Genomic DNA, 25915 nt, shown 5'->3' on the forward strand with positions numbered 1-25915 from the left:
GTGCCTTAGCAAATGCTCATGCGCCCAAGATCTGGCTGATCTGTGGCGGCAGTTGCTCGGCCACCACGGGATAACTCAGCACCGACGAGAAGGCGATGGCTCCGGCCTGTTCCTTGGAAGTGAAGATGTGGCGCCGCTGGGCGGTTGCCTGCGACGCCGCAATCTCCGGGTCGGCCAACAACGCCTTCTCGTCCTCGGGGCTCTCGGTCATCCAGATCAGCACATCGGCGGCATCAAGCACCGCTTTAATGTGATCGCGCGGAATGACGCCGCGCTGATCGACGGCGAAGGGTTTGATGCTGTCGGCGATCACCAGACCCATGTCGTTGAGGAAGTCAGTTCGCCAGCCCGCCAGGGTTGCGACCACGTTGCCCTGCCAGAGGCGACCCTGCAGCAACAGCGCCTTCTTGCCCCGCCAGCGCGGATGCCGCTGCGCCACCGCGGCGAACTTCTGGTCGACGGCCTCGATCAGCGACCTCATCCGGTCGGCCGCAAACACCGCCTGGCCGATCGACCTGGCCTGGTCCTTCCACGGCTCGAAGAATGCGTCGCCGCCGGACTGGGCGACGGTCGGGGCGATCGCCGACAGCTGCTGATAGGTATCGGCGTCCACCCCGGCGTTGATCGCCACGATCAGGTCGGGTTTTAAGGCGGCGATTCGGTCGATCTGAATCCCGTTGTCCAGGTTCAATACCGCCGGCCGCGCCCCGCCGAGCTTGGGCGCCGCCCACGGCCACACCGCAAACGGCTGGTCACCGAACCAGTCGGTCACCGCGATGGGCACCACATCGACCGCGAGCAAGTCGTCCTGCTCGGTGTAGCCGGCGCTGACCACGCGCTTGGGTGGCTCTTTGATGACGGTCTGACCGAACAGGTGGGTGATAGTTACCGCCGCGCCGCCAGGAGTGCCCGGCGGGGGTTTGGGCGATGAACAGCCCGCGAACAGCCCGGTGGCTGCTGCAGCCTCGGCGACCTGCAAGAATCCCCGGCGGCTGCATCCCTGTCGCACAGCGTGAGGGTATCGCGCGCGTTACCGCCGGCGTCGGGCGCTGGTACTTGCTGGCCCGTATCCGCCGCCGCCGGGGGTTTCGATCACCAGCGTGTCGCCCGGCTCGACGTGCGTTGAGCCGCATCCGGCCAACTCGACGGTGCTGCCGTCGGCGCGTTCCACTCGGTTGCGTCCCAGCTCTCCGGGGGAGCCGCCGGCCATGCCGTAGGGCCGAACCCGCCGATGACCGGAGAGCGTGCTGACCGTCATCGGCTCGGTGAACTCGAGGCGTCGGACGGCGCCGTCGCCGCCCCGCCAGCGACCGGCGCCCCCGCTGCCCTGACGTACGGCGAACTCGCGCAGCAACACCGGGTAGCGCCACTCCAGCACCTCGGGATCGGTGAGCCGGGAGTTGGTCATGTGCGTCTGCACCACCGAGGCCCCGTGGTACCCGTCACCGGCCCCGGAGCCCGATCCTACGGTTTCGTAGTACTGGTGCCGCTCGTTGCCGAACGTGACGTTGTTCATCGTCCCGGATCCCTCGGCCTGCACACCCAACGCGGCGAACAGCGCGCCGGTGATCGCCTGCGAGGTTTCGACGTTGCCAGCGACCACCGCGGCGGGATGGGTTGGTGCGAGCATCGAGCCTTCGGGGACGACGATACGCAACGGGCGCAGGCAACCGTCGTTGAGCGGGATGTCGTCGGCGACCAGGGTCCGGAACACGTAGAGCACCGCCGCATTCACCACCGAGGTCGGTGCGTTGAAGTTGGTGTCCAGCTGAGCCGAGGTTCCGGTGAAGTCGATGGTCGCGCTGCGGGCGGCGCGGTCGACGGTGATGCGCACGGCGATCGTCGCGCCCGAATCCATGCGGTAGCGGTAGGCGCCGTTGTCGAGCCGGTCGATGACCCGGCGGACCGCTTCCTCGGCGTTGTCCTGGACGTGGCGCATGTAGGCCGCCACCACGTCGCGGCCGAAGTGGTCGATCATTTTTCCGACCTCGTCGACGCCCTTTTGGTTGGCGGCGATCTGCGCGCGCAGATCGGCGAGGTTGGTGTCGGGATTGCGGGAACCGAACGGCGCCTCGGTAAGCAGGCGCCGGGTTTCGGCCTCGCGGAACCGTCCGTTCTCGGCGAGCAGCCAGTTGTCGAACAGCACGCCCTCTTCGTGGATCTCGCGGCTGTCGGCGGGCATGGAGCCGGGGGTGATGCCGCCGATTTCGGCGTGGTGCCCGCGAGAGGCGACAAAGAATAGGACGTCCTCGCCGCCGGTGTTGAACACCGGGGTGATCACTGTGATGTCCGGCAGGTGGGTGCCGCCGTGGTACGGGTCGTTGACGGCGTATACGTCACCGGGCTTCATGCCGCTCAAGCGCCGGCGGATCACTTCCTTGACGGTGGTGCCCATCGAGCCGAGGTGCACCGGAATGTGCGGGGCGTTGGCGACCAGGTTGCCGTCCGGATCGAACAGCGCGCAGGAGAAGTCCAGCCGCTCCCGGATGTTCACCGACTGGGCGGTGGCTTCCAGCCGGAAGCCCATCTGCTCGGCGATCGACATGAACAGGTTGTTGAAGATCTCCAACAGCACCGGGTCGGCCTCGAAACCGGCCTCGAAACCGGCCCGAGTGGCCGCATCGGGCCGCGGCGGGGTGACCACTCGTTGCGCGAGCAGGTGCCCGGTCTCCGTCATCGTCGCCTGCCAGCCGTCGTCGACGACGGTGGTGGCGTTGGCCTCGGCGATGATCGCCGGACCGGTCAGCACGTCGCCCGGCCGCATCGCCTCCCTACGCCGCAGCGGTGCGTCGCGCCACAATCCGTTCGAATAGATCCGCACGGTTTCCGACGAGCCGGTGGTGTCGTTGGCCTGATCGCCCAGCTGGGACAGGTCGGGCTGGTCGGTGAGCCCGGTCGCCTCGACCGAGATCGCTTCGGCGATCAGCGGACGATCCAGCAGGAACGTGTACAGCGCGCGGTGGCTGCTTTCAAACGCCGTGGCCATGGTCTCGATCTCGGCCAGTTGCACGGGGATCGCGGTATCGGTTCCCTCATAGCGCAGGTGCACCCGGCGAACCACCCGGATGCGCTCACCCGGGACGCCCTCGTCCAGCAACTCGGCGCGGGCGGCTCGTTCGAGGGATTCCGCAACGCTGGCCAAACGCTGTGGCGCGGCGGGTCCGAGCGGGATCTCCACCGATTGTTCGCGCATTGCGGTGGTGTCGGCCAGGCCGATCCCCAGCGCGGAAAGCACGCCGGCCATTGGTGGGATCAGCACCGTGCGGATGCCGAGGGCGTCGGCCACCGCACATGCGTGCTGACCGCCGGCGCCGCCGAACGTCGTCAGCGCGTACCGCGTCACGTCGTGTCCCTTTTGCACGGAGATCTTTTTGACCGCGTTGGCCATGTTCGCCACCGCGATCCGCAGATATCCCTCGGCGACCTGCTCGGGTGACCGGTCGTCGCCGGTCCGCGCGGCGATGTCGGCGGCCAGGTCGGTGAAGCCACGCCGCACGGTCCCGGCGTCCAGCGGCTGGTCGCCGGAAGGACCGAATACGGACGGGAAGTGGGTGGGCTGGATGCGGCCGAGCATCACGTTGGCGTCGGTGACGCACAGCGGTCCGCCGCCGCGGTAGCAGGCCGGGCCGGGGTCGGCTCCGGCCGAGTCCGGGCCGACTCGGTAGCGGCTCCCGTCGAAATGCAGGATCGACCCGCCGCCGGCGGCCACCGTGTGGATGTCCAGCATCGGCGCGCGCAGCCGGACCCCGGCAACCTGGGTCGTGAAGACGCGTTCGTACTCGCCGGCGTAGTGCGACACGTCGGTCGAGGTGCCGCCCATGTCGAAGCCAATAACATGATCGAAGCCGGCCAGCGCCGACATCCGCACCATGCCGACGATGCCGCCGGCCGGACCAGACAGAATCGCGTCCTTGCCGCGGAAGTGCCCGGCCTGCGCCAGCCCCCCGTTGGACTGCATGAACATCAGTCGCACACCCCGCATCTGGTCGGCCACCTGGTTGATGTATCGGCGCAGCACCGGGGACAAGTAGGCGTCGACCACGGTGGTATCCCCGCGCGGGACCAGTTTCATCAGCGGGCTGACCTCAGATGACAACGAGATCTGGGCGAAGCCGATGCGCTGCGCCAGCGTACCGATTTCTCGCTCGTGTCCCGGGTAGAGGTAACTGTGCAGGCACACCACCGCGACCGCGCGGATTCCGTCCGCATGGGCCTGCCGCATCTTCTCGCCCAATGCCTCCAGGTCGGGTGCCCGCAGCACCCGGCCGTCGGCTGTGACTCGTTCATCGACCTCGACGACCCGCTCATAAAGCATCTCGGGCAACACGATCCGCCGGTCGAAGATGCGCGGACGATTCTGGTAGGCGATGCGCAGGGCGTCGCCGAAACCGCGGGTGATCACCAGCAGTGTGCGCTCACCCGTGCGCTCGAGCAACGCATTGGTCGCCACCGTGGTGCCCATCCGCACCGCGTCGACGCGCGTGCCCGCCTCGCCGTTCGCTAGCAGCGCACGGATGCCGGCCACCGCGGCGTCGCGATAGCGTGCCGGGTTGTCCGACAGCAGCTTGTGGGTCAGCAGCCGTCCGTCCGGCCGGCGCGCCACAACGTCGGTGAACGTGCCACCCCGGTCGACCCAGAAGTGCCACCCCGCGCCAACCACCCGGACTCCCCCTTCACGCTCGCAGCCGGTCCCGTCCTCACAACGGCAGACGGGCCGAAGCCACCTAAAGGTATCTCCGCTGTAACAGCGCGCATCCGGGCCGGTAACAGGGTCTCTTTAGCGTCGAGCCGTCATTACCGCTGATGTCGCCCGCTTGTCGACAGGAGACCTAACCGATGGCACTCACCACCGCCCCGGCAATCGATTATGCGCTGCCACGCCAGCAGGATGAGGGCGATCACTGGATCGACGACTGGCGCCCGGAAGACCCGGTGTTCTGGGAGACGATCGGCAGGCCGATCGCCCGCCGTAACCTGATCTTCTCCATCTTCGCCGAGCACGTCGGCTTCAGCGTGTGGATGCTGTGGAGCATCGTGGTTGTCCAGATGACCGCCGCCGCTCCCGGGCACCCCGCCGCGTCCGGCTGGGCGCTGTCCGCCAGCCAGGCCCTATGTTTGGTCGCCGTCCCCAGCGGTGTCGGGGCGTTCCTCCGGCTGCCGTACACCTTCGCGATCCCGATCTTTGGTGGCCGCAACTGGACGACCGTCTCGGCGGCGCTGCTGGTGATCCCGTGCCTGCTGCTGGCTTGGGCGGTGAGCCACCCTTCCCTGCCGTTCGCGGTGTTGGTGGTGATCGCGGCCACCGCCGGTTTCGGTGGCGGCAACTTTGCCTCATCGATGGCCAACATCTCGTTCTTCTACCCGGAGAAGGACAAGGGTTGGGCGCTGGGCCTGAACGCGGCCGGAGGCAACATCGGGGTGGCGGTGGTGCAGAAGATCATTCCGCCCATCGTGGTCGCCGGCAGTGGGGTGGCACTGTCGCGTGCCGGACTGTTCTTCGTGCCCTTGGCCGTCGCCGCCGCGGTGTGCGCATTCCTGTTTATGAACAACCTCACGGAGGCCAAGGCCGATGTGAAGCCGGTGTGGCAGTCGCTGCGGCATGCCGACACCTGGATCATGTCGCTGCTGTACATCGGCACCTTTGGGTCGTTCATCGGGTATTCGGCGGCCTTCCCGACGTTGCTCAAGACCGTGTTTGGCCGTGGTGACATCGCGTTGGGTTGGGCCTTCCTCGGCGCGGGCATCGGTTCCCTGGTCCGTCCGCTGGGCGGCAAGCTCGCCGACCGGATCGGCGGTGCGCGGATCACCGCGGCCAGTTTCGTCATGCTGGCGGCCGGGGCGGCTGCGGCGTTGTGGTCGGTGCAGTCGGTCAATCTGCCGGTGTTCTTCGTCAGCTTCATGTTCTTGTTCGTTGCCACCGGCATCGGCAATGGTTCGAGCTACCGGATGATCTCGAGGATCTTCCAGGTCAAAGGCGAAGTCGCCGGCGGGGATCCGGAAACGATGGTGAACATGCGCCGACAGGCCGCCGGAGCGCTGGGCATCATCTCCTCGATCGGCGCGTTCGGCGGGTTTGTGGTGCCGCTGGCCTACGCCTGGTCGAAGGTGCACTTCGGCAATATCGAACCCGCCCTGCACTTCTACGTGGCGTTCTTCCTTGCCCTGCTCGTCGTCACCTGGTACTGCTACCTGCGTAGAACCACCCCCATGGGCCAGGTGGGGGTGTAGTTAGCCCGGCGGCGGTCTCACGTTGTGAGCCACGCGCAAACTCAGACTCTGCCGATGTCAACGCCCAGCTCGGCACCGAGCTTGTCCAGCGGCATGGTGACGTGCTCTCGCTCGTGCACGCTGAGCCGGTCGCGCAGGTCTTCAAGCTCTTCCATTAGGCTCTCGTAGCGCTCAGCTGAGATGAGGATGGCTGCGGGTCGGCCATGATTCATCAACACGACGTCATCGTCGGCGGATTCACGCACAAGCCTCGATAGGTGAGCGCGGGCTTCACTAATAGGCACTAGACTGCTGGTCATCGGTAGACCCCCCTTCGGTGTCCGACGCGAGTAACGGTGATGACACGCGCTGCGTCGTCGACGATGTAAACAACGCGATAGTTGCCGAGGCGGATGCGGTAAGTGGTGTCGAAGCCACTCATCTTCTCGCAGCCACGCGGGCGCGGTTCGTCGGCGAGCGCGGCGACGGCGGTCAGATGCGCCGCTGGTCGTGGCGGTGCAGCCGTTGGATTGCTTTAGCTGCCGAGTTCTCGATTTCGACCGCGTACCCACTTGCCATACAAAAATGTACAGACTTCAGATGCATAATATAAGCGCTAATTTTGCCGACGCGCTCTCACCGCGGCCACGGGCTGTAGTCGGCGATCAGCTCCTCCTGCGGCGGGCGCTGGTCGGCCGGGACGTGCTGCAGGTTGATCCGGATCCGATACCAGATCGAACTCGGCCCGCGCATGCCGTCGACCAGCACATCGGCGGGCCGCAGCAAAGCCGCGGCGCCGGGATACCGGTCGCGCCAGATGTCCAACGCCGCCATCGCCTCGGCCCGCGTCTTGGCGCGGGCGATCTCGATCAGCGGCTTGGCGGATTGCGCCTTCTGCGGCGGACCCAGTTCCTCGGCCAGCATCAACAGCCGGTCGAGCCGGCCAACCGCGTCATCCATCCCGGCCCAGGGGTCACCGATGTCGGCCAACCGGCTGGGCACGGTGGCCATGGTGAACACCGCCGGGTCGCAGCCGGGCACCTCCTCCCAGTGCAGCGGCGTGGACACCCGGGCATCCGGGGTGGCCCGCACCGAGTAGGCCGACGCGACCGTGCGGTCCTTGGCGTTCTGGTTGAAGTCGACGAACACGCCCTCGCGTTCTTCCTTCCACCAACGACTGGTTGCCGCGTCGGGTAGGCGCCGTTCGACCTCACGCGCAACGGTCTGGGCGGCCAGGCGCACCTGGGGAAACGACCAGCAAGGCGCGATCCGGGCATAGACGTGAAAGCCCCGCGACCCGGACGTCTTCGGCCATGCGGTCAACCCGTAATCCTCCAGCACCTCCCGGACCACCAACGCGACCTCGACGACCCGCTGCCACGCGACCCCGGGCATCGGGTCCAAGTCCACCCGCAGCTCGTCGGGATGATCGAGGTCGCCGGCGAGCACCGGATGCGGATTGAGATCCACACACCCCAGGTTGATCACCCACGCCAGCCCGGCGGCGTCGTGAATGACCGCCTCCGCGGCGGAGCGGCCCGACGCATAGTGCAGCTCGGCCACGTCCACCCAGTCTGGCCGGTTTGCCGGTGCGCGCTTCTGAAACACCGCCTCGGCGGAGATGCCCTTGACGAAACGCTTGAGAATCATCGGCCGGCCGGCCACCCCGCGCATCGCCCCCTCGGCCACGGCGAGGTAATAGCGGACCAGATCGAACTTGGTGTAGCCCTTTCGATCGTTGTGAGCGGGGAAGACGACCCTGCCCGGATGCGTGACGATGACCTGGCGTCCGTGCACGTCCAGCGACACCGGGGCGGCCATGCGGCTCATGGTAATTTGCGACCCGCCTCACATAGGGTGAGGTCATGCCTAACCTCACTGATCTGCCCGGGCAGGCCGTCTCCAAGCTCCAGAAGTCCATCGGACAGTACGTCGCGCGCGGCACTGCCGAGTTGCATTACCTGCGGAAGATCATCGAATCGGGCGCGATCGGGCTGGAGCCGCCGCTGAACTACGCCGCGCTCGCAGCCGATATCCGCAAGTGGGGGGAAGTCGGCATGCTGCCGTCGCACAATGCCAGGCGCGCCCCCAACCGGGCGGCCGTCATCGACGAAGAAGGCACGCTCACGTTTTCCGAACTCGACGAGGCCGCACACGCGGTGGCCAATGGCCTACTGGCCAAGGGTGTCCGCGCCGGGGACGGCGTCGCCATCTTGGCGCGCAACCACCGCTGGTTTGTCATCGCCAACTACGGGGCGGCCCGAGTGGGGGCCCGCATCATCTTGCTCAACAGCGAGTTCTCCGGCCCGCAGATCAAAGAGGTGTCGGACCGTGAGGGCGCCAAGGTGATCATCTACGACGACGAGTACACCAAGGCCGTCAGCTTGGCCCAGCCACCGTTGGGCAAGCTGCGGGCGCTTGGTGTCAATCCCGACGACGACAAGCCGTCGGGCAGCTCCGACGAAACGTTGGCCGAGCTGATTGCGCACAGCAGCACCGCGCCCGCCCCGAAGGCGAGCCGCCGTGCGTCGATCATCATTTTGACCAGCGGCACCACCGGCACCCCGAAGGGGGCGAACCGTAACACACCGCCGACGCTGGCTCCGATCGGCGGCATTTTGTCGCACGTGCCGTTCAAGGCCGGCGAGGTGACGCTGTTGCCGTCGCCGATGTTCCATGCGCTGGGTTACATGCACGCCGCGCTCGCCATGTTCCTGGGCTCGACGCTGGTGCTGCGGCGGCGGTTCAAGCCCGCGTTGGTGCTGGAAGACATCGAAAAGCACAAGGCGACATCCATGGTCGTCGTACCAGTGATGCTGTCGCGGATCCTCGACCAGCTGGAGAAAACCGAACCCAAGCCCGACTTGTCGAGCTTGAAGATCGTGTTCGTATCCGGATCGCAATTGGGTGCCGAGCTGGCCACCCGCGCGCTGGGGGACCTCGGCCCGGTCATCTACAACATGTACGGCTCGACCGAGGTCGCGTTCGCCACCATCGCCGGCCCCAAGGATCTGCAGTTCAACCCCAGCACGGTGGGGCCCGTCGTCAAGGGGGTGACGGTTAAGATCCTCGACGAGAACGGCAATGAGGTGCCGCAGGGTGCCGTTGGCCGGATCTTTGTGGGCAATGCCTTCCCGTTCGAGGGTTACACCGGCGGCGGTGGCAAGCAGATCATCGACGGCCTGTTGTCGTCCGGCGACGTCGGCTACTTCGACGAGCGCGGCCTGCTGTATGTGAGCGGCCGCGACGACGAGATGATCGTCTCTGGTGGTGAGAACGTGTTTCCCGCCGAAGTCGAGGGTCTGATCAGCGGGCATCCCGACGTGGTGGAGGCCGCCGCGATCGGCGTCGACGATAAGGAGTTCGGTGCCCGGCTGCGCGCGTTCGTGGTCAAGAAGCCGGGAGCTGACCTCGACGAGGACACCATCAAGCAGTACGTACGCGATCATCTTGCCCGCTACAAGGTGCCGCGGGAGGTGATCTTCCTCGACGAGCTACCGCGCAACCCCACCGGCAAGGTCCTCAAACGTGAGCTACGCAAGCTGTAGCTGCTCGCGCGGGTACTTACGGGTCGCGGGGTAGGCCCAGCAACCGCTCGGCGATGATGTTGAGCTGGACCTCCGACGTGCCCCCGTAGATGGTGGTGGCCCGGCTGGCTAGCAGGTACTCGCCCCACTTGCCGGGCAATCGCTCTGTGTCGCCGATCACCGCATCGGTGCCAAAGGACGACACCGCGAATTCGGCATAACCCTGGCCGGTGCGCATGGACAACAGCTTGGAGATCGCCGCCGGCGCCATCGGGTCACCCCCGGCCAGCGTCAACAGCGTGGAGCGCAAGTTGAGCAGCTTGGTGGCGTGGCCCTCGGCGATCAATTGCCCGGCACGGTGTCGCGCGACCTGGTCGAACTGTCCTTCGAAACGGTAATCGCGAACGAAGTCGACGAACTCGCCCAGGGTGGGGAGGAAGGTCGAATCGCTGCCGCCGATCGACACCCGCTCGGCCGTCAGGGTGTTGCGGCTGACCTCCCACCCCCGGTTCACCTCCCCGAGCACCAACTCGTCGGGGACGAACACGTCGTCGAGGTAGACGGTGTTGAAAAACTCCTTACCCGTGAGCTCGCGCAGCGGCTTCACTTGTACGCCTTCGCTTTTCATGTCCAGCAGGAAGTAGGTGATGCCGTTGTGCTTGGGCGCCGACGGGTCCGTCCGCGCCAGCAGCGCACCCCATTGGGAGTACTGCGCGCCGGTGGTCCAGATCTTCTGACCAGTGATGCGCCAGCCACCGTCGACCCGGGTGGCCTTGGTTGCCAGGCTAGCCAGGTCCGATCCCGCGCCCGGCTCGGAGAACAGCTGGCACCAGAAAATGTCGCCTCGGAACGTTGGCGGCAGGAGGCGCTGCTTCTGATTGTCGGTTCCGAACGCGACGATCGACGGCACGATCCACGTCGCGATGGCAATCTGCGGCCGCTTGACCCGCCCGGCGGTGAACTCCTGGGCGATGATGATCTGCTCGACCGGGCTGGCGGCCCGACCCCACGGCTTGGGCAGATATGGCAGCACCCACCCACCTTCGGCGATCGCGACAGTGCGCGGCTCTCGCGGCATCGCCTTCAGCGCGGCGACTTCGGCCCGGATCTGGGCCCGCAGCTTCTCGGTAGAGGGGTCCAGGTCGATGTCTACCGGACGCATACCGGCAGTCGTCGCGGTGTCCACCACCCGCTGCGGATACTCCGAGCCGCGGCCAAAGCACGCGGCCAGCATCAACGCCCGGCGGTAGTAGACGTTCGTGTCATGCTCCCAGGTGAAGCCGATGCCGCCGTGCACCTGAATGCAGTCCTGCGTGCAGCGCTGAGCGGTCGCCGGTGCCAGCGTCGCCGCCACCGCCGCCGCGAATTCGACGTCGGAGCTAGATTCGCCCGCGTCGTCTAAGGCTCGCGCCGCGTCCCACACCGCGGCGGTGGCCCGCTCGGTGTCAGCGATCATCTCGGCGCACTTGTGCTTGATCGCCTGGAATTGCCCGATCGGCCGGCCGAATTGTTCGCGGATCTTGGCATATGCCGACGCGGTGTCGGTCGCCCACCGCGCGACGCCAACGGCTTCAGCGGACAGCAGGGTGGACATCAGCGCGTGAGCGGTCGTCATCGTGAGGTTGCTCAGCAGGGCGTCGTCGCTGACGTCGACCGCGTTGGCCCGAACATGCGCGATGGGCCGCAACGGATCCAGGCTCTTGACCGCTTCGATCTCGAGCTGATCGTTGCGCAGTACAACCCACTCGTCACGGCTTTCGATGGCCACCGGTAGCACCAGAACGGAGGCTTGCGCCGCGGCCGGAACCGCGCGGACTTCGCCCCGGATCACCAGCACGTCGCCATGGCGGGTGGCGGTCAGCCCGGAATCTAGCGCGTAGGCGGCGATGGCCGCACCGGTTGCCAGTTCGGCGAGGACTTTGGCTTGCGGATCATGGGCTGCGATCAGCGCGCTGGCGATCGCCGACGGCACGAACGGCCCGGGCACGGCGCCGTAGCCGAACTCGGCAAGCACCACCGCTAGCTCGAGGATGCCGAAACCCTGGCCGCCGACCGACTCGGCCAGATGCACACCCTGCAAGCCTTGTTCGGCCGCGGCCTGCCAGTAAGGCGGCGGGTTTTCGACCGGTGATTCTAGCGCCGCGTGCAGCACCTCGGACGGCGCTACCCGCGCCACCAGGGAACGCACCGAATCGGCCAGCTCATAATGCTCAGGAGTAATAGCGATCGACATTGCTCGCCTTCCCATGCTGTTGGACGTTTCGGCCAAGCACCTTCCAAGCTAACAACCGGTGGGTCGGTTATTAACGTTGGCTAGCGGATGGCCGGCGAAATGGGTGAGAACACTCAGCGCCACCGCTTGGCTATCCACTTGGCGATGGTGTCGGCCTGCTCGCTGCGGGCGCCCGGGGTGGTGAAGTAATGGTCGGTGTCGATCGAGACCTGAGTCTTGTCGCTGCTGGCGAGCCCGTCGTAGATCTGCTGGGCATCCGACGGGAAGATTCCGGTGTCGGCCTCGGCGTTGAGCACCAGGGCCGGGCAGGTGATCTGGGCCAGGTGGGGTGCGGCACGGGTTTGGGCCACCCGCAGGCTCCACATGCCCAGCCAGCCGCGCAGCGTGCAGGCCGCGGCGATGCCGTGTGCGGAGCGGTTCGCCTTCACCGGCGTGCCCGCGTAGCACTGGTTGGGCCGACGCTTGGTCGGTTCGATGCTGGGATCGACCATGCGCGGGTCGGCCCAGGTACGCATCACGCTGAACGGCCGATCAGAAAAGCCAGCTGCGCGAACACGTTTGAGTTCGGATTCGGCCCAGTCGGTGATGGTGTGGTTGCGTTTGACCTGCGCGGAGCGATACCGGCTGATAAACTCCGGTGAGTACGGCGGCCCGTTGCGTTCGTCGAACAGGTCAAGTTCGGGATCGGTTGCAACCGGATCATTTTCGTCAATGACGGCGGCGTCCATCCAAGCGGTGAGCACATCCGGACGGCCGGGATGAGCTGCGGCGGCAACGTATGCGTCGGCGGCCGGCAATTCGGTTACCCCGGCTGCGGGTCGCATACCGTCCAGGGGAGTCACGTTCGGATCGACCGCTTGTGATTGGTAGGCGGCCATCAATGAGCCACCACCTGAATTGCCAAGCAACACCACTGTTTCCACGCCCTGAACTTCGCGGAGCCAGCGCACCCCGACGCCGATGTCGACCAGTGCGTGATCGAGCAGAAAGCTGCTTTCGAAACCACGGAATCGGGTGTTCCAGCCCAGAAACCCGATGCCGCGGATCGCCATGTACTCGGCGAGATAGTGCTCGGAGAAATCGATCTGGTAGTGCGCGGCGATGAGCGCCACCTTCGGTTTGCGTCCCACGCTGTGGTGGTACAGCCCCTGGCATGGGTGCCCACCGGCAGCCGCACGCCCCGCGGTTCGCGACGGCAGCCCGACGAACTCTCGGATGACCCCGGGCGTGGCAGCACGACCAGTCAATTTGAGCTGTCCTCCTTACTGTAGATGGCGCGGTAGTAAATGTTGGCCAAGGTCTGGATGCACGCCTGATCGTCAGGTTGTCCACGGCGTGAACGCTTACCGCTGAGCTGCAGGTAGCAAAACTGGTTGAACATTGCCACAATCGCCTCGGCCATCAACTGGGGGTCATCGCCGACGCAATAGCCGTGCGCCTGAGCGCGTTTGACCGTCTCGGTGATGAACGATATTGGAATCTGGCATATTTCGGACCAGTATTGCGCGAAGTCGTCACTGACCATCGCCAACTGTGACACGCTGATCGCTTCTGCGAGGCGGTTGCGGTAGGTGTACCAATGGGCGGCAGCGGCTTCATACGCGCGCTCGCGGTCGGATAGGCCGTGCCGGATCACCGACAATGCCCGCTGGTTGGCGTCGTCGCGGAAGCGCAGCGCCCACTGCCGGACCATCGCCTCTTTGGAGTCGTAGTAGTTGTAAAAGGATGCCGCCGAGCGGCCGGCTTCGGCGGTGATGTCGGCGACGGTGGTCGCCAGGATTCCGTTGCGCACCACGACCGTCCGCGCGGCGGCGTCGATTGCGGCCTGGGTCCGCCGACCGCGTTGCGTCGGGAAGTCCGGCACCTGGGCACCTCCCTGGAACAAAACTGAACCTGATGTTAGATTCAGATTCAGAGCTTGGCCAGGCCGCCGTCCCGGGGAGCCAATGGGAGCCGCACGATGATCAAGCCGCACAACACCAACACCGAATTCGAGCTTGGTGGGATCAACCACGTCGCGCTGGTGTGTTCGGACATGGCGCGCACCGTGGACTTCTACAGCAACATCCTGGGGATGCCGCTGATCAAGGCGCTCGATCTGCCCGGCGGCCAAGGGCAGCACTTCTTCTTTGACGCCGGCAACGGCGATTGTGTCGCCTTCTTCTGGTTCGCCGATGCACCTGATCGGGTGCCCGGTCTTTCGTCGCCGGTTGCCATCCCCGGCATCGGCGACATCACCAGCGCGGTGAGCACCATGAACCATCTGGCGTTTCATGTACCCGCCGAAAGGTTCGACGCCTACCGGCAGCGGCTCAAGGACAAAGGCGTGCGGGTCGGCCCGGTGCTCAACCATGACGACAGCGAGACGCAGGTGTCCGCGGTGGTGCATCCCGGTGTGTACGTACGCTCGTTCTACTTCCAGGACCCCGATGGGATAACTCTGGAATTCGCTTGCTGGACAAAGGAATTCACTACGAGCGACGCGCAGGCCGTGCCGAAGACGGCGGCTGACCGGCGACCTCCGGTGGCTGCGGATCGTTAGCCCCGGATTTGGCAGCTGTTGCCGCTACCCGGGGACGGGACAAGTTTGGGTCGGTGAGTTCATCGAGCAGCGCAGCTAGCTGATCGACCAGCTGGTCGGGATCGAGTCGCACGTCACCGGCCAGCCAGGCGCTGATGGTCTGCCCGACGCCGCCGACGGCGAAGTGTGCGACCGCCTTGACGTGGTCATTTGCCGGTGCGTGCAGGGTGTCGACGGCATGTTGGCCGGACAGCATGGCGAACAGGGCGCTGGATTCCGCACGCTTGCGGGTGATCACTGCGTTGGCCAGCTGTGTGCTGAACAGCAGGCGTCCGACGCGGGCGTCTGCGGTGATGGTCCGCACGATGTTGGCCATGCCCGCGCGAGTCTGCTCCCGCGCCGGTACCGCCGTGACCGCGGCCTGAGTGGTGGCGACCAGCTCGGCCACCACCCAGTCGAACACGCGGCCGACGAATTCGTCCTTGTCGGTGAAGCTTTCGTAGAAGTAGCGCACCGACAGGCCGGCCCGCCGGCAAATGGTGCGGATGGTTAGCTCGGCGATGTCGTGCTGGTCGGACCCCAACAGGTCCAGGCCGGCAGAGAGCAACTGGCGACGGCGCGTCGCCAGTCGCTCGGCGGCCTCGACGCCGCGGTAGGGTCGATCACTGCGCGTCATACGGATCATCTTGACACTCGGGCACGATACCGGCCAATATCAGGATACAGGTGTTTCCATAATTAGCGGCAGCGCCGGGAGGCCTTCGGATGGCGATTTCGCTGGTGGCTCACCAGCCCATCCCCCACGTCGAGCGTCCCATGGCCGACCCACCCCGTCTCCAGCTGGCCAGGCGCCGGCGATCGGCGGCCGGCCCCGGCGGTAACGAGGACAGCTTGATGGGAGTGGCGCTGCTAGCCGGCCCGGCCAACGTGATCATGGAGTTGGCGATGCCGGGTGTCGGCTACGGCGTGTTGGAGAGCCGTGTCGAAAGCGGCCGGCTGGACCGCCATCCGATCAAGCGGGCGCGCACCACCTTTACCTACGTTGCGGTGGCCGTTGCCGGCAGCGACGACCAGAAGGCGGCCTTTCGTCGCGCGGTGAATAAGGTTCACGCGCAGGTGTATTCGACTCCGGAGAGCCCGGTGTCCTACCACGCGTTCGATCCCGAACTACAGCTGTGGGTGGCGGCATGCCTCTATAAGGGCGGCGTCGACGTCTACCGCACCTTCGTCGGCGAGATGGACGACGAAGAGGCCGACCATCATTACCGCGCGGGCATGGCGATGGGCACCACGTTGCAGGTGCCGCCGCAGATGTGGCCACCGGATCGGGCGGCCTTCGACCGCTACTGGCGGCAATCACTGGACAGGGTGCACATCGATGACGTCGTTCGCGACTACCTGTATCCGATCGTGGCGCTCCGAATTCGCGGGATCGCACTGCCGGGTCCGCTGCGGCGGCTGTCGGAGGGTATCGCGCTGCTGATCACCACCGGTTTCCTGCCGCAGCGGTTTCGCGACGAGATGCGGTTGCCGTGGGACGCGACCAAGCAGCGGCGCTTTGACGCGCTCATGGCCGTGCTGCGCACGGTGAATCGCCTGATGCCGCGGTTTGTCCGGGAGTTCCCGTTCAACCTGATGCTCTGGGACCTGGACCGGCGGATGAGGCGCGGGCGCCCGCTGGTGTAATCGCCGGCTTCGCGTGGACCGTTGCCGGTAGACCGCTCGCTAGATTGGCGGGCGAATATGGCGCACAGAGGCAAACCGGGCGAAATCCCTATCCAGGCTCACCACGGCGCAGTGATGCTCCACGGCGATGGCCCCGAGTACCGCGTCAGGTATCAAGTCGCCCGATGCGTCGGCCTCGTCGCAGAGTTTTCGCAGCAGCACCAGGTGTCTGGGGCCGGGGCTTGTCGGAAGGTGATGGGGCTGGGCGTTGACGGCTTCGACGAATGCGAATGCATCCGCTCGTGGTGACGGAATCTCGAAGATGCGTCGATTCGTTGTTAGCCGGAGGAACGACGCCCACACTAGGTTCGGCACTGTGAAGGGGTCGTCGGCCGCAAGCAGTCGATCGAACCAGGGGCGGACGGTTCGGTGATTCGGATGGTCACCGCGGTGTGCAGCCAGCAGCACGTTGACGTCGATGAGGAACATCGCCTATTTGTGCCTGTCCAGGCTCACTTCCGCGAGTTCAGTTCCAGACCCTCGTCGAGCACTTCGGACAACACCCTATTCGAGGTTAGGTCGATACCTGGCCGCGGACCGGTGCCGGCGTCAAAAACGGGGACGGTTGGCCGGGCGCCGCCGGTGCGGGCGGCGGCGAGCTCCCGCCGAAGGGCGTCTTCGATCACAGCGCCCAGCGATTAACCACGCTCGCGGGCCCGGCGTTTGGCGGTAGCCAGTAGTTCATCCGAGATTGACACGGTGGTGCGCATGATGCTCAGGATAGCGCATCTACGGCATCATCTGCGGTGAGCAACTGATGCCCTCAACGCCGCGTGTGGTCGCAGGTCTGCCTGCTATGGCAAGCCGTTGAGTCCGTTCTCGCCGAGCAGCAGCCCGCCGGTGCCGCCGGCACCGGGCGTGGCCCCGGCTTTGCCGGCGTTGCCGCCGTTGCCGCCGTTGCCGATCAGCACGGCGTTGCCGCCGACACCACCGCTGCCGCCGGTACCGGCGCCAAACCCGCCGGCAACCCCCGTCACCGCCGTTGCCGAACACCCCGGCGTGGCCACCGTCACCGCCGGTGCCGCCGGTACCGGCGCCTAGAGCGTTGGCACCGCTGCCGCCGGCGCCGCCGGCGCCGGCGGAGCCGAAGAGCAAGCCGCCGTTCCCGCCGGCGCCGCCGGCGCCGCCTTGCTGGATGCTGGTAAGTGCTGCCCCGCCGTGCCCGCCGGCGCCGCCGGCGCCGCCGAAGCCGAAGAGTAAGGCGCCGTTCCCGCCGGTTCCGCCGGCCCCGCCGGCAAGGGAGCTGGCGCCACCGCTGCCGCCGGCGCCACCGGAGGCGCCGAGGGAGAGTAGGCCGGCGTTGCCGCCGTGCCCGCCGCCGCCGGTGGTGATCCCGGACCCTCCCGAGCCGGCGGCGCCGCCGGTGCCGCCGGCTCCGAACAGTCCGCCGTTCCCGCCGTTCCCACCGGCCCCGAAGTTCGTGCCGGCCCCGCCGGTGCCGCCAGTTCCGAACAGTCCGCCGTTCCCGCCGTTCCCGCCGGCTGCGTTGAACCCGCCGGCCCCTCCGGCTCCGCCGTTGGCGAACAGTCCGCCGTTGCCGCCGGCGCCGCCGACGCCGGCCGGGACACCGCCAGCGGCGCCGTGGCCGCCGGTGCCGGCCGCGCCGAAGAGCAAACCGGCGTCGCCGCCGCGCCCGCCGGCCCCGCCGATGCCAGCGACGCCTATGGAGTTCCCACCGTTGCCGCCGGTGCCGCCGGAGCCGATCAGCAAGGAGACCCCACCGGCGCCGCCGGCCCCGCCGATCCCTCCAGCACCGGTGGCTATCCCGCCGGTCCCGCCATTGCCACCGGTACCGAACAAGATCCCGCCGGCCCCGCCGGCCCCGCCCGTAGCCGTGGCGGCGGTGTTGGTCGCACCGTGCCCGCCGTTACCGCCGTTGCCGAACAACCACCCGCCGGCCCCGCCGGCAGCCCCGGTCCCCGGGGTCCCGTTGGCGCCGTTGCCGATCAGCGGACGCCCAGTCAATGTCTGGAAGGGCTCATTCACCACATTGAGCGCTGCCTGCTGCAGGGTATGGACTGAGGTGCTGACTGGAGCATTGGATCCGTCTAGTCCTATTAGCTGCCCGCCGAGGCCGCCGAGGCCGGCCTTGCCCGCGGCTGCGCCGGTCCCGCCGCTGCCGCCGTTGCCGCCGTTGCCGATCTGCACGCCGTTACCGCCCGCTCCGCCGTTGCCGCCGGTGCCGGTCACGCTGGCGCCGCCGTCACCGCCGTTGCCGCCGTTGCCGATCAAACCGGGTATGCCACCGGCCCCGCCGGTGCCGCCTGGACCGGTGATAGCAGCGCCGCCGGCGCCGCCGGCGCCGCCGGAGCCGTTGAGCAGGCCGGCGTTGCCGCCGGTGCCTCCTATCCCGCCGGTGGTGCGGCCGAACCCGCCGGCGCCGCCGGCGCCGCCGGAGCCGAAGAACATGCCCGCGTTGCCGCCGTCCCCGCCGGCCCCGCCGTCCCCGCCGGCGCTGGCAAGGCCTTCCCTGCCGGCACCGCCGGCGCCGCCGGCGGCGCCGAGGGAGAGCGTGCCGGCGTTGCCGCCGGCCCCGCCGTCCCCGCCGGTGGTAGCGCCGCCCCCACCACTGCCGCCGGTGCCGCCGGCGCCGAACAGTCCGCCGGCCCCGCCGGCCCCGCCCATCCCGGCGACACCGGCGCCGATGGTGCCGCCGGCCCCGCCGGTGCCGCCGGCGCCGAACAGTCCGCCGTTTCCGCCGGCCCCGCCGGCCCCGCCGAACCCGCCTTTTCCGCCCACCCCACCGACCCCGCCGTCGGTGAACATCCCGCCGGCCCCGCCCGCACCGCCGGCCCCGCCGGAGGCGGTGGTGGCCAATGCGAACCCGCCGGCGCCGCCGACCCCGGCGGCGCCGAAGAGCAGGCCGGCGTTGCCGCCGTCCCCGCCCGCACCACCGGCCCCGCCGGTGGTGTTCGTTGAGGCTCCGCCGGCTCCGCCGGCTCCGCCGGCGCCGAACAACACGGCGTTCCCGCCGGTACCGCCGGCCCCGCCGATCCCGCCGGTGTTGGTGGCGACCCCGCCGGCGCCGCCCGCCCCGCCGCTGCCGAGCAGCCCACTGGCCCCGCCGGCCCCGCCAGTCCCGCCGGTGCCCCCAACGGCGTTGTTCGCCGCGCCGGATCCGCCGGCGCCGCCGTTGCCGATCAACCAGCCGCCGGGCGCGCCGTCGGCCCCGGTGCCGGGGGCGCCGTTGGCGCCGTTGCCGATCAGCGGGCGCCCGGTATTCGCCAGGAAGAACTCGTTAATCGGATCCAGCAGCGGCGACACCGCGGCGGCCTCGGCGGCCGCGTACGCGCCGCCACCGGAGGTCAACGCCTGCGTGAACTGGGCATGAAACGCCTGCGCTTGGGCACTGAGCGCCTGATAGGCCTGGCCGTGCGCGCCGAACAGCGCCGCAACCGCCGTCGAGACTTCATCGGCACCCGCGGCCAGCAGCGCCGTGGTGTTGGCCGCCGCGGCCGCGTTGGCCGCGGCGATGCTCGACTCGAGACTGGCTAAATCCGTTGCCGCTGCCGCGATAACCTCTGGCGCCGCAATCACAAACGACATCTGACACCTCCCGACGGGCATCACCGCTCTGTCGCGCCGACCTGGGCCTCCCCGGTCACCAGTGAAAATCGGCTGTAAGAAGCATCCCATTTCGAGGGGCAACACCTGGGGGGTTTGTCGAATTCTGGTAGGTAACTTCGCGGGCCGGGTAAACCCGGTGCGTCCTGTCAGGTGAGTCGAGGGCAGCCCGCAGGCTGATGCTGGGGTATCTGGGCCGGCCGACCATGGCTGGCCGGCGGGTGTTCTGAGGGCCGGTTCGCTGGCTATGGCAGGCCGTTGAGCCCGTTCTCGCCGATCAGCAGCCCGCTGGTGCCGCCCGCGCCCGGCGTGCCGCCGGCTTTCCCGCCGTTGCCGCCGTTGCCGCCGTTGCCGATCAGCACGGCGTTGCCGCCGACACCGCCATTGCCGCCGGTACCGGCGCCAAACCCGCCGGCACCGCCGTCGCCGCCGTTGCCGAACACCCCGGCCGTACCGCCGTTGCCGCCGACCCCGCCCTTGGCGGCACCGCTGGCGCCGCCGGTCCCGCCGGAGCCGCCGGAGCCGGAGAGCATGCCGGCGTTGCCGCCGGCCCCGCCGGCCCCACCAGCGCCGATGTTGCTGTACCCGCCGGCGCCGCCGGCGCCGCCGTAGCCGAAGAGCAAGCCGCCGGCTCCGCCGACCCCACCGATCCCGCCGCCGTCGGTCAAGCTGGAGCCGCCGCTACCGCCGGCGCCACCCGAAGCGCCCAGGGAGAACAAGCCCGCGTTGCCGCCGGCCCCGCCGGCGCCGCCGGGGACCGCGGCGGGGGTACCGTGGCCGCCGGAGCCGCCGGTGCCGCCGGCGCCGAACAGCCCACCGTTCCCGCCGGCACCACCGGCCCCCGGGCCGAGGGAGCCGCCGGAGCCGCCGGTGCCGCCGGCGCCGAACAGCCCGCCGTTCCCGCCGGCCCCGCCTGTCCCCGCATCTCCGCCCAACCCGCCGCTCCCGCCGGCCCCGCCGTTGGCAAACAGCCCGCCGTTCCCGCTGGTGCCGCCGGTGCCGCCGGCTTTAGTGCTGGCGCCGGCCCCGCCGGTTCCGGCGGCGCCGAAGAACGATCCGGCGTTACCGCCGTCCCCGCCGTCCCCACCGGCGGTGAGGCCGGCGCCGCCGCTGCCGCCGTTACCGCCGGAGCCCATCAAGAAGGCCGCCCCACCGGCGCCGCCGTCCCCGCCGGTGCCCGTCGTGCCGACGCCGCCGGCCCCGCCGGTGCCGCCGGTGCCGAAGAAGATCCCGCCGGCGCCGCCGTCCCCACCGTCCCCGCCGTTGGTTCCGGTCGCCCCGGACCCGCCGTTGCCGCCGTTGCCGAACAGCCACCCGCCGGCCCCGCCGTCAGCCCCGGTTCCAGGAGTCCCGTTGGCGCCGTTGCCGATCAGCGGGCGGCCGGTGAGCGTCTGGAAGGGCTCGTTCACCACATTGAGCACATTTTGCTGCAGGGTGTGCAGTGGCGAGGTGCTCGCGGGAGCATTGAATCCGTCTAGACCGAGCAGCAGCCCGCTGACGCCGCCCACTCCGGCCTTGCCCGCGCCAATCCCACCGCTACCGCCGTTACCGCCATTGCCGATCAACACGCCGGTGCCGCCGATCCCGCCGTTGCCGCCGGTCACCGCGCTGGCGCCACCGTTACCGCCGTTGCCGCCGTTACCGATCAGCCCGGGGGTGCCGCCAGCCCCACCGATCCCGCCGGCGAAGCCCTGGCCAACTCCGCCGTTGCCGCCGGCGCCGCCGGAGCCGAAGACCGTGCCGGCGTTGCCCCCGGGGCCGCCTTGCCCGCCGTCGGCGAAGCCGAATCCGCCGGCGCCGCCGGAGCCGCCGGAGCCGAAGAGCAGCCCAGCGTTGCCGCCGGCGCCGCCGGCGCCGCCTATGCCGCCGGCCGTGAGAGTACCGCCGTCCCCACCGATTCCGCCGGCGCCGCCCGCGGCGCCGAGGGCGAGCATGCCGGCATTGCCGCCGGCCCCGCCGTCCCCGCCGGCGACCAGGCTGTGTCCGCCGCTGCCGCCTTCCCCGCCTGCGCCGAACAGCCCGCCGGCCCCGCCGGCCCCGCCGACTCCGCCGAAGCTGCTGTCGGCGAACCCGCCATGCCCGCCGGTGCCGCCGGCGCCGAACAGCCCGCCAGCGCCACCGGCCCCACCGGCCCCGCCGGAGCTGCCGGCCCCACCGGATCCGCCGACCCCGCCGGTGGCGAACAGCCCGCCGGCCCCGCCGGCGCCGCCCGCCCCGCCGAGTGCACTGCCGTTCGTGAATCCGCCGGCCCCGCCGACTCCGGCGGCGCCGAAGAGCAGGCCGGCGTTGCCGCCGGCCCCGCCCGTGAGGGCTACTACGCCGCCGCCGGCGCCGAACAGCATGGCGTTGCCGCCGGCTCCGCCGGACCCGCCGATCCCACTGCTGGCGACCCCGCCAGCGCCGCCGGCGCCGCCGTTGCCGATGAGCCCGCCGGCGCCGCCGTTGCCGCCGGCGCCGCCGTTGACGCCGGCCGCGCCGGATCCTCCGGCGCCGCCGTTGCCGATTAACCAGCCGCCGTCCCCGCCATTGGCCCCGGTGCCGGGGGCGCCGTTGGCGCCGTTGCCGATCAACGGGCGCCCGGTATTCGCCAGGAAGAACTCGTTGATCGGATCCAGCAGCGGCGACACCGCGGCGGCCTCGGCGGCCGCATAGGCGCCGCCACCGGAGGTCAATGCCTGCACGAACTGGGCATGAAACGCCTGCGCTTGGGCGCTGAGCGCCTGATAGGCCTGGCCGTGGGCGCCGAACAGCGCGGCGATGGCTGTCGACACCTCGTCGGCGCCCGCGGCCATCAGTGCCGTGGTGTTGGCCGCCGCGGCTGCGTTTGCCGCGCTGATGCTCGATCCGAGACTGGCCAAATCCGTTGCCGCTGCCGCGATAACCTCTGGCGCCGCAATCACAAACGACATCTGACACCTCCCAATACGCATGACCGCTCTGTCATGCCGACCCGGGGAACGTCACCAGCAAAAATCGGCAGTAAGAAGCATCCCATTTCCAGCGACAACACCTGGGGGGTTTTGGTCAAACTCTGGTAAGCGACTTCGTGTACCGGGTGAACCCGGTGTGTCTTGAAGGACAGCCCGCAGGCTGATGCTGGGGGATCTGGGCCGGCCGACCATGGCTGGCCGGCTGTTGGTCTGATGGCCGGTTCGCGGTTACAGGCCGTTGAGCCCGTTCTCGCCGATGATCAGCCCGCTGGTGCCGCCGGCGCCGGGTGTGCCGCCGGCTTTCCCGCCGTTGCCGCCGTTGCCGATCAGCACGGCGTTGCCGCCGGTGCCGCCGGTGCCGCCGGCACCGGTGCCAAACCCGCCGGCGCCGCCGTCGCCGCCGTTGCCGAACACCCCGGCCGTACCGCCGTCACCGCCGGTGCCGCCGCTGCTGCCGATGCCGCTGGAGCCACCGGTGCCGCCGGCACCGCCGAAGCCGAAGAGCGAGCCGCCACTGCCGCCGTTCCCGCCGACCCCGCCGGTCCCGCCGACATTTAAGGCGCTGCCGCCGCTGCCGCCGGCGCCGCCGGAGGCGCCGAGGGCGAGTAGGCCGGCGTTGCCGCCGCTGCCGCCGTTGCCGCCGAAGGTGCCGCCGCTGCTGCCGCCAGCACCGCCAGTGCCGCCGGCGCCGAACAGCCCGCCGTGCCCCCCGGCGCCGCCGTCGGCGCCGAGCGTGCCCGCCCCGCCGGTGCCGCCGGCGCCGAAGAGCAATCCGTTCCCCCCGGTCCCGCCATTCGCGCCAAACCCGCCGGCCCCGCCGGCCCCGCCGTTGGCGAACAGCCCACCGGTACCACCGGCTCCGGCGGTGCCGCCGGCACCGATAAAGTTTTGGGAGAGGGCGGCCTGGCCGCCGGTCCCTGCGGCACCGAGGAACAAGCCGGCGTCACCGCCGCGCCCGCCGGCCCCGCCGGTGTCCAGGCCAAACCCGCCGCTGCCGCCGGTGCCGCCGGAGCCGATCAGCAAGGCGGCTCCGCCGGTCCCGCCGGTCCCGCCTTGGCCCGTCGTTCCGATGCCGCCGGACCCGCCGGTGCCGCCAATACCTGACAGGATTCCGCCGGCCCCGCCGGATCCGCCGTCTCCGCCGTCGGCGCCGGTCGCTCCGTGGCCGCCGTTGCCGCCGTTGCCGAACAACCACCCGCCGGCCCCACCGTCGGCCCCGGTCCCCGGAGTGCCGTTGGCGCCGTTGCCGATCAGCGGTCGCCCGGTGAGGGCTTGGGTGGGCTCGTTGATCGCGTTGAGGATTTGTTGCTGCAGGGTGTGCAGTGGCGTGCTGGCGGGGGCGTTGAATCCGTCTCGACCTAGTAGCTGCCCGCCTAAGCCGCCGGCGCCGGCCGTGCCGGCGGGTGCGCCAGTGCCGCCACTACCACCGTTACCGCCATTGCCGATCAGCACGCCGCTTCCGCCGGCGCCGCCGGCGGCACCGGCGCCGTTCGCGCTGGCGCCGCCGTTGCCGCCGTTGCCGGCGTTGCCGACGAGCCCGGGCGCGCCGCCGGCCCCACCGGTTCCGCCGGCGCCCGCGAAGGACCCGCCGCCGGCGCCGCCGGCACCGCCCGCCCCGCTGAGCAGACCCGCCTTTCCGCCGGCGCCGCCCGCCCCGCCGGCGTCGAAGCCCAGCCCGCCGACGCCGCCGGCGCCGCCGGAGCCGAACAACGTGCCGCCGTCGCCTCCGATCCCACCGGCACCGCCGCCACCGTCCGGGCTGGATCCGCCGCTGCCGCCGGCGCCGCCGGCGGCACCGAGGCTGAGCATGCCGGCGTCGCCGCCGGCCCCACCGGTTCCGCCGGCGCCCGCGAAGGACCCGCCGCCGGCGCCGCCGGCACCGCCCGCCCCGCTGAGCAGACCCGCCTTTCCGCCGGCGCCGCCCGCCCCGCCGGCGTCGAAGCCCAGCCCGCCGACGCCGCCGGCGCCGCCGGAGCCGAACAACGTGCCGCCGTCGCCTCCGATCCCACCGGCACCGCCGCCACCGTCCGGGCTGGATCCGCCGCTGCCGCCGGCGCCGCCGGCGGCACCGAGGCTGAGCATGCCGGCGTCGCCGCCGGCCCCACCGTTCCCGCCGACGTTGATTATGCTCGTCCCGCCACTACCGCCGGTGCCGCCGGCGCCGAACAGCCCGCCAGAGCCGCCATCCCCGCCGGCGCCGCCGCCAAAGATGCCGAATCCGCCGGGCCCACCGGTGCCGCCGGCGCCGAACAGCCCGCCGTTTCCGCCGGATCCGCCGGCCCCGCCGGTGCCGGCGTCGGTTGCCCCGCCGGCGCCACCGACCCCGCCGTCGGCGAACAGCCCGCCGTTTCCGCCGGCCCCGCCGGCGCCGCCGGTGGCGCCGAAGGCGGCTGCGAATCCGCCGGGACCGCCGACCCCGGCGGCCCCGAACAGCATGCCGGCGGCCCCGCCGGCGCCGCCGGCGCCGCCGGTCCCCGTGCTGGCCCTCCCGCCGGCGCCGCCGGCGCCGCCGTTGCCGATGAGCCCGCCGGCGCCGCCGTTGCCGCCGGCCCCGCCGTTGACGCCGGCCGCGCCGGATCCTCCGGCGCCGCCGTTGCCGATTAACCAGCCGCCGTCCCCGCCATTGGCCCCGGTGCCGGGGGCGCCGTTGGTGCCGTTGCCGATCAGCGGGCGCCCGGTATTCGCCAGGAAGAACTCGTTGATCGGGGCGAGCAGCGGCGAGGTGGCGGCGGCCTCGGCGGCGGCGTACGCGCCGCCACCGGAGGTCAACGCCTGCACGAACTGGGCATGAAACGCCTGCGCTTGGGCGCTGAGCGCCTGATAGGCCTGGCCGTGGGCGCCGAACAGCGCCGCAACCGCCGTCGAGACTTCATCGGCACCCGCGGCCAGCAGTGCTGTGGTGTTGGCCGCCGCGGCCGCGTTGGCCGCGGCGATGCTCGACTCGAGACTGGCTAAATCCGTTGCCGCTGCCGCGATAACCTCTGGCGCCGCAATCACAAACGACATCTGACACCTCCCAATACGCATGACCGCTCTGTCATGCCGACCCGGGGAACGTCACCAGCAAAAATCGGCGGGCTACAGAATAACTCCGGCCCGGGAAAGGGATTTGGTATTTCCCAAAATATCTCCCACATTTATGCGGTCGGCGCGTCGGCCGACGGGAGCTGGCAGCACCCGTGGGCCGGCGCCGAGCGTTCGCTGGTGT

The 25915-nt window shown here is 69.7% G+C and carries 16 protein-coding genes and 2 pseudogenes; 4 read left to right on the top strand and 14 right to left on the bottom strand.

The genetic code is table 11. From position 1 onward, the window contains the following. Positions 1 to 16: 16 nt before the first annotated feature. On the bottom strand, positions 17 to 1009 hold the full coding sequence (locus FF952_RS01410; RefSeq protein ID WP_003401373.1) for an ABC transporter substrate-binding protein: 993 nt from the start codon (positions 1007 to 1009) through the stop codon (positions 17 to 19). Positions 1010 to 1030: 21 nt separating this feature from the next. Beyond that, positions 1031 to 4660, bottom strand: coding sequence for a hydantoinase B/oxoprolinase family protein (locus tag FF952_RS01415; RefSeq protein WP_003899883.1), 3630 nt, complete (start codon positions 4658 to 4660; stop codon positions 1031 to 1033). Between the two features lie 176 nt (positions 4661 to 4836). On the opposite strand from FF952_RS01415, the gene FF952_RS01420 reads away from it, so the two are divergent. Beyond that, entirely contained in the window at positions 4837 to 6228 is a 1392-nt protein-coding gene (locus FF952_RS01420; protein WP_003401380.1) for a NarK family nitrate/nitrite MFS transporter, read from the top strand. A 41-nt stretch (positions 6229 to 6269) separates the two neighbouring features. Here the strand turns inward: FF952_RS01420 and FF952_RS01425 are convergent, their stop codons facing one another. The 3 genes from FF952_RS01425 to FF952_RS01435 form a co-directional block, all read right to left on the bottom strand. Next, a complete protein-coding gene (locus FF952_RS01425; RefSeq protein WP_003911137.1) occupies positions 6270 to 6527 on the bottom strand; it encodes a type II toxin-antitoxin system Phd/YefM family antitoxin in 258 nt (85 codons plus the stop codon). Further along, complete coding sequence (locus FF952_RS01430; RefSeq protein ID WP_003918044.1) at positions 6524 to 6649, bottom strand: type II toxin-antitoxin system RelE family toxin; 126 nt, start codon at positions 6647 to 6649, stop codon at positions 6524 to 6526. Before FF952_RS01430 ends, FF952_RS01425 begins: the two co-directional genes overlap by 4 nt. 194 nt (positions 6650 to 6843) lie before the next feature. Beyond that, on the bottom strand, positions 6844 to 8037 hold the full coding sequence (locus FF952_RS01435) for a DNA polymerase domain-containing protein (protein ID WP_003401386.1): 1194 nt from the start codon (positions 8035 to 8037) through the stop codon (positions 6844 to 6846). Between the two features lie 35 nt (positions 8038 to 8072). Here FF952_RS01435 and fadD2 point away from each other — a divergent pair, with 35 nt between their 5' ends. After that, complete coding sequence (fadD2, locus tag FF952_RS01440; RefSeq protein ID WP_003902924.1) at positions 8073 to 9755, top strand: long-chain-fatty-acid--CoA ligase FadD2; 1683 nt, start codon at positions 8073 to 8075, stop codon at positions 9753 to 9755. A 16-nt stretch (positions 9756 to 9771) separates the two neighbouring features. Here fadD2 and FF952_RS01445 read toward each other — a convergent pair whose 3' ends face one another. From FF952_RS01445 to FF952_RS01455, 3 genes are all read right to left on the bottom strand, one after another. Further along, positions 9772 to 11967, bottom strand: coding sequence for an acyl-CoA dehydrogenase family protein (locus tag FF952_RS01445; RefSeq protein ID WP_003401392.1), 2196 nt, complete (start codon positions 11965 to 11967; stop codon positions 9772 to 9774). 113 nt (positions 11968 to 12080) lie between these two features. Then, positions 12081 to 13214, bottom strand: coding sequence for an alpha/beta fold hydrolase domain-containing protein (locus FF952_RS01450; protein WP_003905265.1), 1134 nt, complete (start codon positions 13212 to 13214; stop codon positions 12081 to 12083). Then, the gene (locus tag FF952_RS01455; protein WP_003401397.1) at positions 13211 to 13831 is read right to left on the bottom strand and encodes a TetR/AcrR family transcriptional regulator; all 621 of its coding nucleotides are present in this window, start codon (positions 13829 to 13831) and stop codon (positions 13211 to 13213) included. The genes FF952_RS01450 and FF952_RS01455 overlap by 4 nt, the downstream gene beginning before the upstream one ends. A 96-nt stretch (positions 13832 to 13927) precedes the next feature. On the opposite strand from FF952_RS01455, the gene FF952_RS01460 reads away from it, so the two are divergent. Further along, positions 13928 to 14509, top strand: coding sequence for a VOC family protein (locus tag FF952_RS01460; protein ID WP_003401399.1), 582 nt, complete (start codon positions 13928 to 13930; stop codon positions 14507 to 14509). On the opposite strand, the gene FF952_RS01465 is transcribed toward FF952_RS01460, so the two are convergent. Further along, entirely contained in the window at positions 14439 to 15164 is a 726-nt protein-coding gene (locus FF952_RS01465) for a TetR/AcrR family transcriptional regulator (RefSeq protein WP_003902925.1), read from the bottom strand. The two genes, FF952_RS01460 and FF952_RS01465, sit on opposite strands and share 71 nt — an antisense overlap. 89 nt (positions 15165 to 15253) lie before the next feature. On the opposite strand from FF952_RS01465, the gene FF952_RS01470 reads away from it, so the two are divergent. Continuing rightward, on the top strand, positions 15254 to 16174 hold the full coding sequence (locus FF952_RS01470) for an oxygenase MpaB family protein (RefSeq protein WP_003401404.1): 921 nt from the start codon (positions 15254 to 15256) through the stop codon (positions 16172 to 16174). Between the two features lie 39 nt (positions 16175 to 16213). Here the strand turns inward: FF952_RS01470 and FF952_RS01475 are convergent, their stop codons facing one another. From FF952_RS01475 to FF952_RS01495, 5 genes and pseudogenes are all read right to left on the bottom strand, one after another. Further along, positions 16214 to 16642 (bottom strand): type II toxin-antitoxin system VapC family toxin, encoded by a 429-nt coding sequence (locus FF952_RS01475; RefSeq protein WP_003401406.1) that lies wholly within the window; start codon positions 16640 to 16642, stop codon positions 16214 to 16216. 23 nt (positions 16643 to 16665) lie between these two features. Next, positions 16666 to 16923, bottom strand: a pseudogene (gene vapB25, locus FF952_RS01480) (type II toxin-antitoxin system antitoxin vapB25). 19 nt (positions 16924 to 16942) lie between these two features. Beyond that, positions 16943 to 19759, bottom strand: a complete 2817-nt coding sequence (locus tag FF952_RS01485) for a PE family protein (protein WP_031656371.1) — start codon at positions 19757 to 19759, stop codon at positions 16943 to 16945. Positions 19760 to 20008: 249 nt separating this feature from the next. Beyond that, positions 20009 to 22686 (bottom strand): annotated as a pseudogene (locus FF952_RS01490) (PE family protein); the annotation flags it as partial. Positions 22687 to 22935: 249 nt separating this feature from the next. Beyond that, complete coding sequence (locus FF952_RS01495) at positions 22936 to 25713, bottom strand: PE family protein (RefSeq protein WP_129430383.1); 2778 nt, start codon at positions 25711 to 25713, stop codon at positions 22936 to 22938. Between the last annotated feature and the right edge of the window lie 202 nt (positions 25714 to 25915).

The sequence above is a fragment of the Mycobacterium tuberculosis complex sp. N0072 genome (assembly GCF_030323725.1).
GTDB classification, from domain to species: domain Bacteria; phylum Actinomycetota; class Actinomycetes; order Mycobacteriales; family Mycobacteriaceae; genus Mycobacterium; species Mycobacterium tuberculosis.

Bases quoted from the DNA above. Each gene is read 5' to 3' on its own strand.
- FF952_RS01495 (WP_129430383.1), bottom strand. From the start codon at position 25,713: ATGTCGTTTGTGATTGCGGCGCCAGAGGTTATCGCGGCAGCGGCAACG.
- FF952_RS01420 (WP_003401380.1), top strand. From the start codon at position 4,837: ATGGCACTCACCACCGCCCCGGCAATCGATTATGCGCTGCCACGCCAG.
- FF952_RS01430 (WP_003918044.1), bottom strand. From the start codon at position 6,649: ATGAGTGGCTTCGACACCACTTACCGCATCCGCCTCGGCAACTATCGC.
- FF952_RS01445 (WP_003401392.1), bottom strand. From the start codon at position 11,967: ATGTCGATCGCTATTACTCCTGAGCATTATGAGCTGGCCGATTCGGTG.
- FF952_RS01470 (WP_003401404.1), top strand. From the start codon at position 15,254: ATGGCGATTTCGCTGGTGGCTCACCAGCCCATCCCCCACGTCGAGCGT.
- FF952_RS01460 (WP_003401399.1), top strand. From the start codon at position 13,928: ATGATCAAGCCGCACAACACCAACACCGAATTCGAGCTTGGTGGGATC.
- fadD2 (WP_003902924.1), top strand. From the start codon at position 8,073: ATGCCTAACCTCACTGATCTGCCCGGGCAGGCCGTCTCCAAGCTCCAG.
- FF952_RS01435 (WP_003401386.1), bottom strand. From the start codon at position 8,037: ATGAGCCGCATGGCCGCCCCGGTGTCGCTGGACGTGCACGGACGCCAG.
- FF952_RS01425 (WP_003911137.1), bottom strand. From the start codon at position 6,527: ATGACCAGCAGTCTAGTGCCTATTAGTGAAGCCCGCGCTCACCTATCG.
- FF952_RS01485 (WP_031656371.1), bottom strand. From the start codon at position 19,759: ATGTCGTTTGTGATTGCGGCGCCAGAGGTTATCGCGGCAGCGGCAACG.
- FF952_RS01475 (WP_003401406.1), bottom strand. From the start codon at position 16,642: ATGTTCCTCATCGACGTCAACGTGCTGCTGGCTGCACACCGCGGTGAC.
- FF952_RS01465 (WP_003902925.1), bottom strand. From the start codon at position 15,164: ATGACGCGCAGTGATCGACCCTACCGCGGCGTCGAGGCCGCCGAGCGA.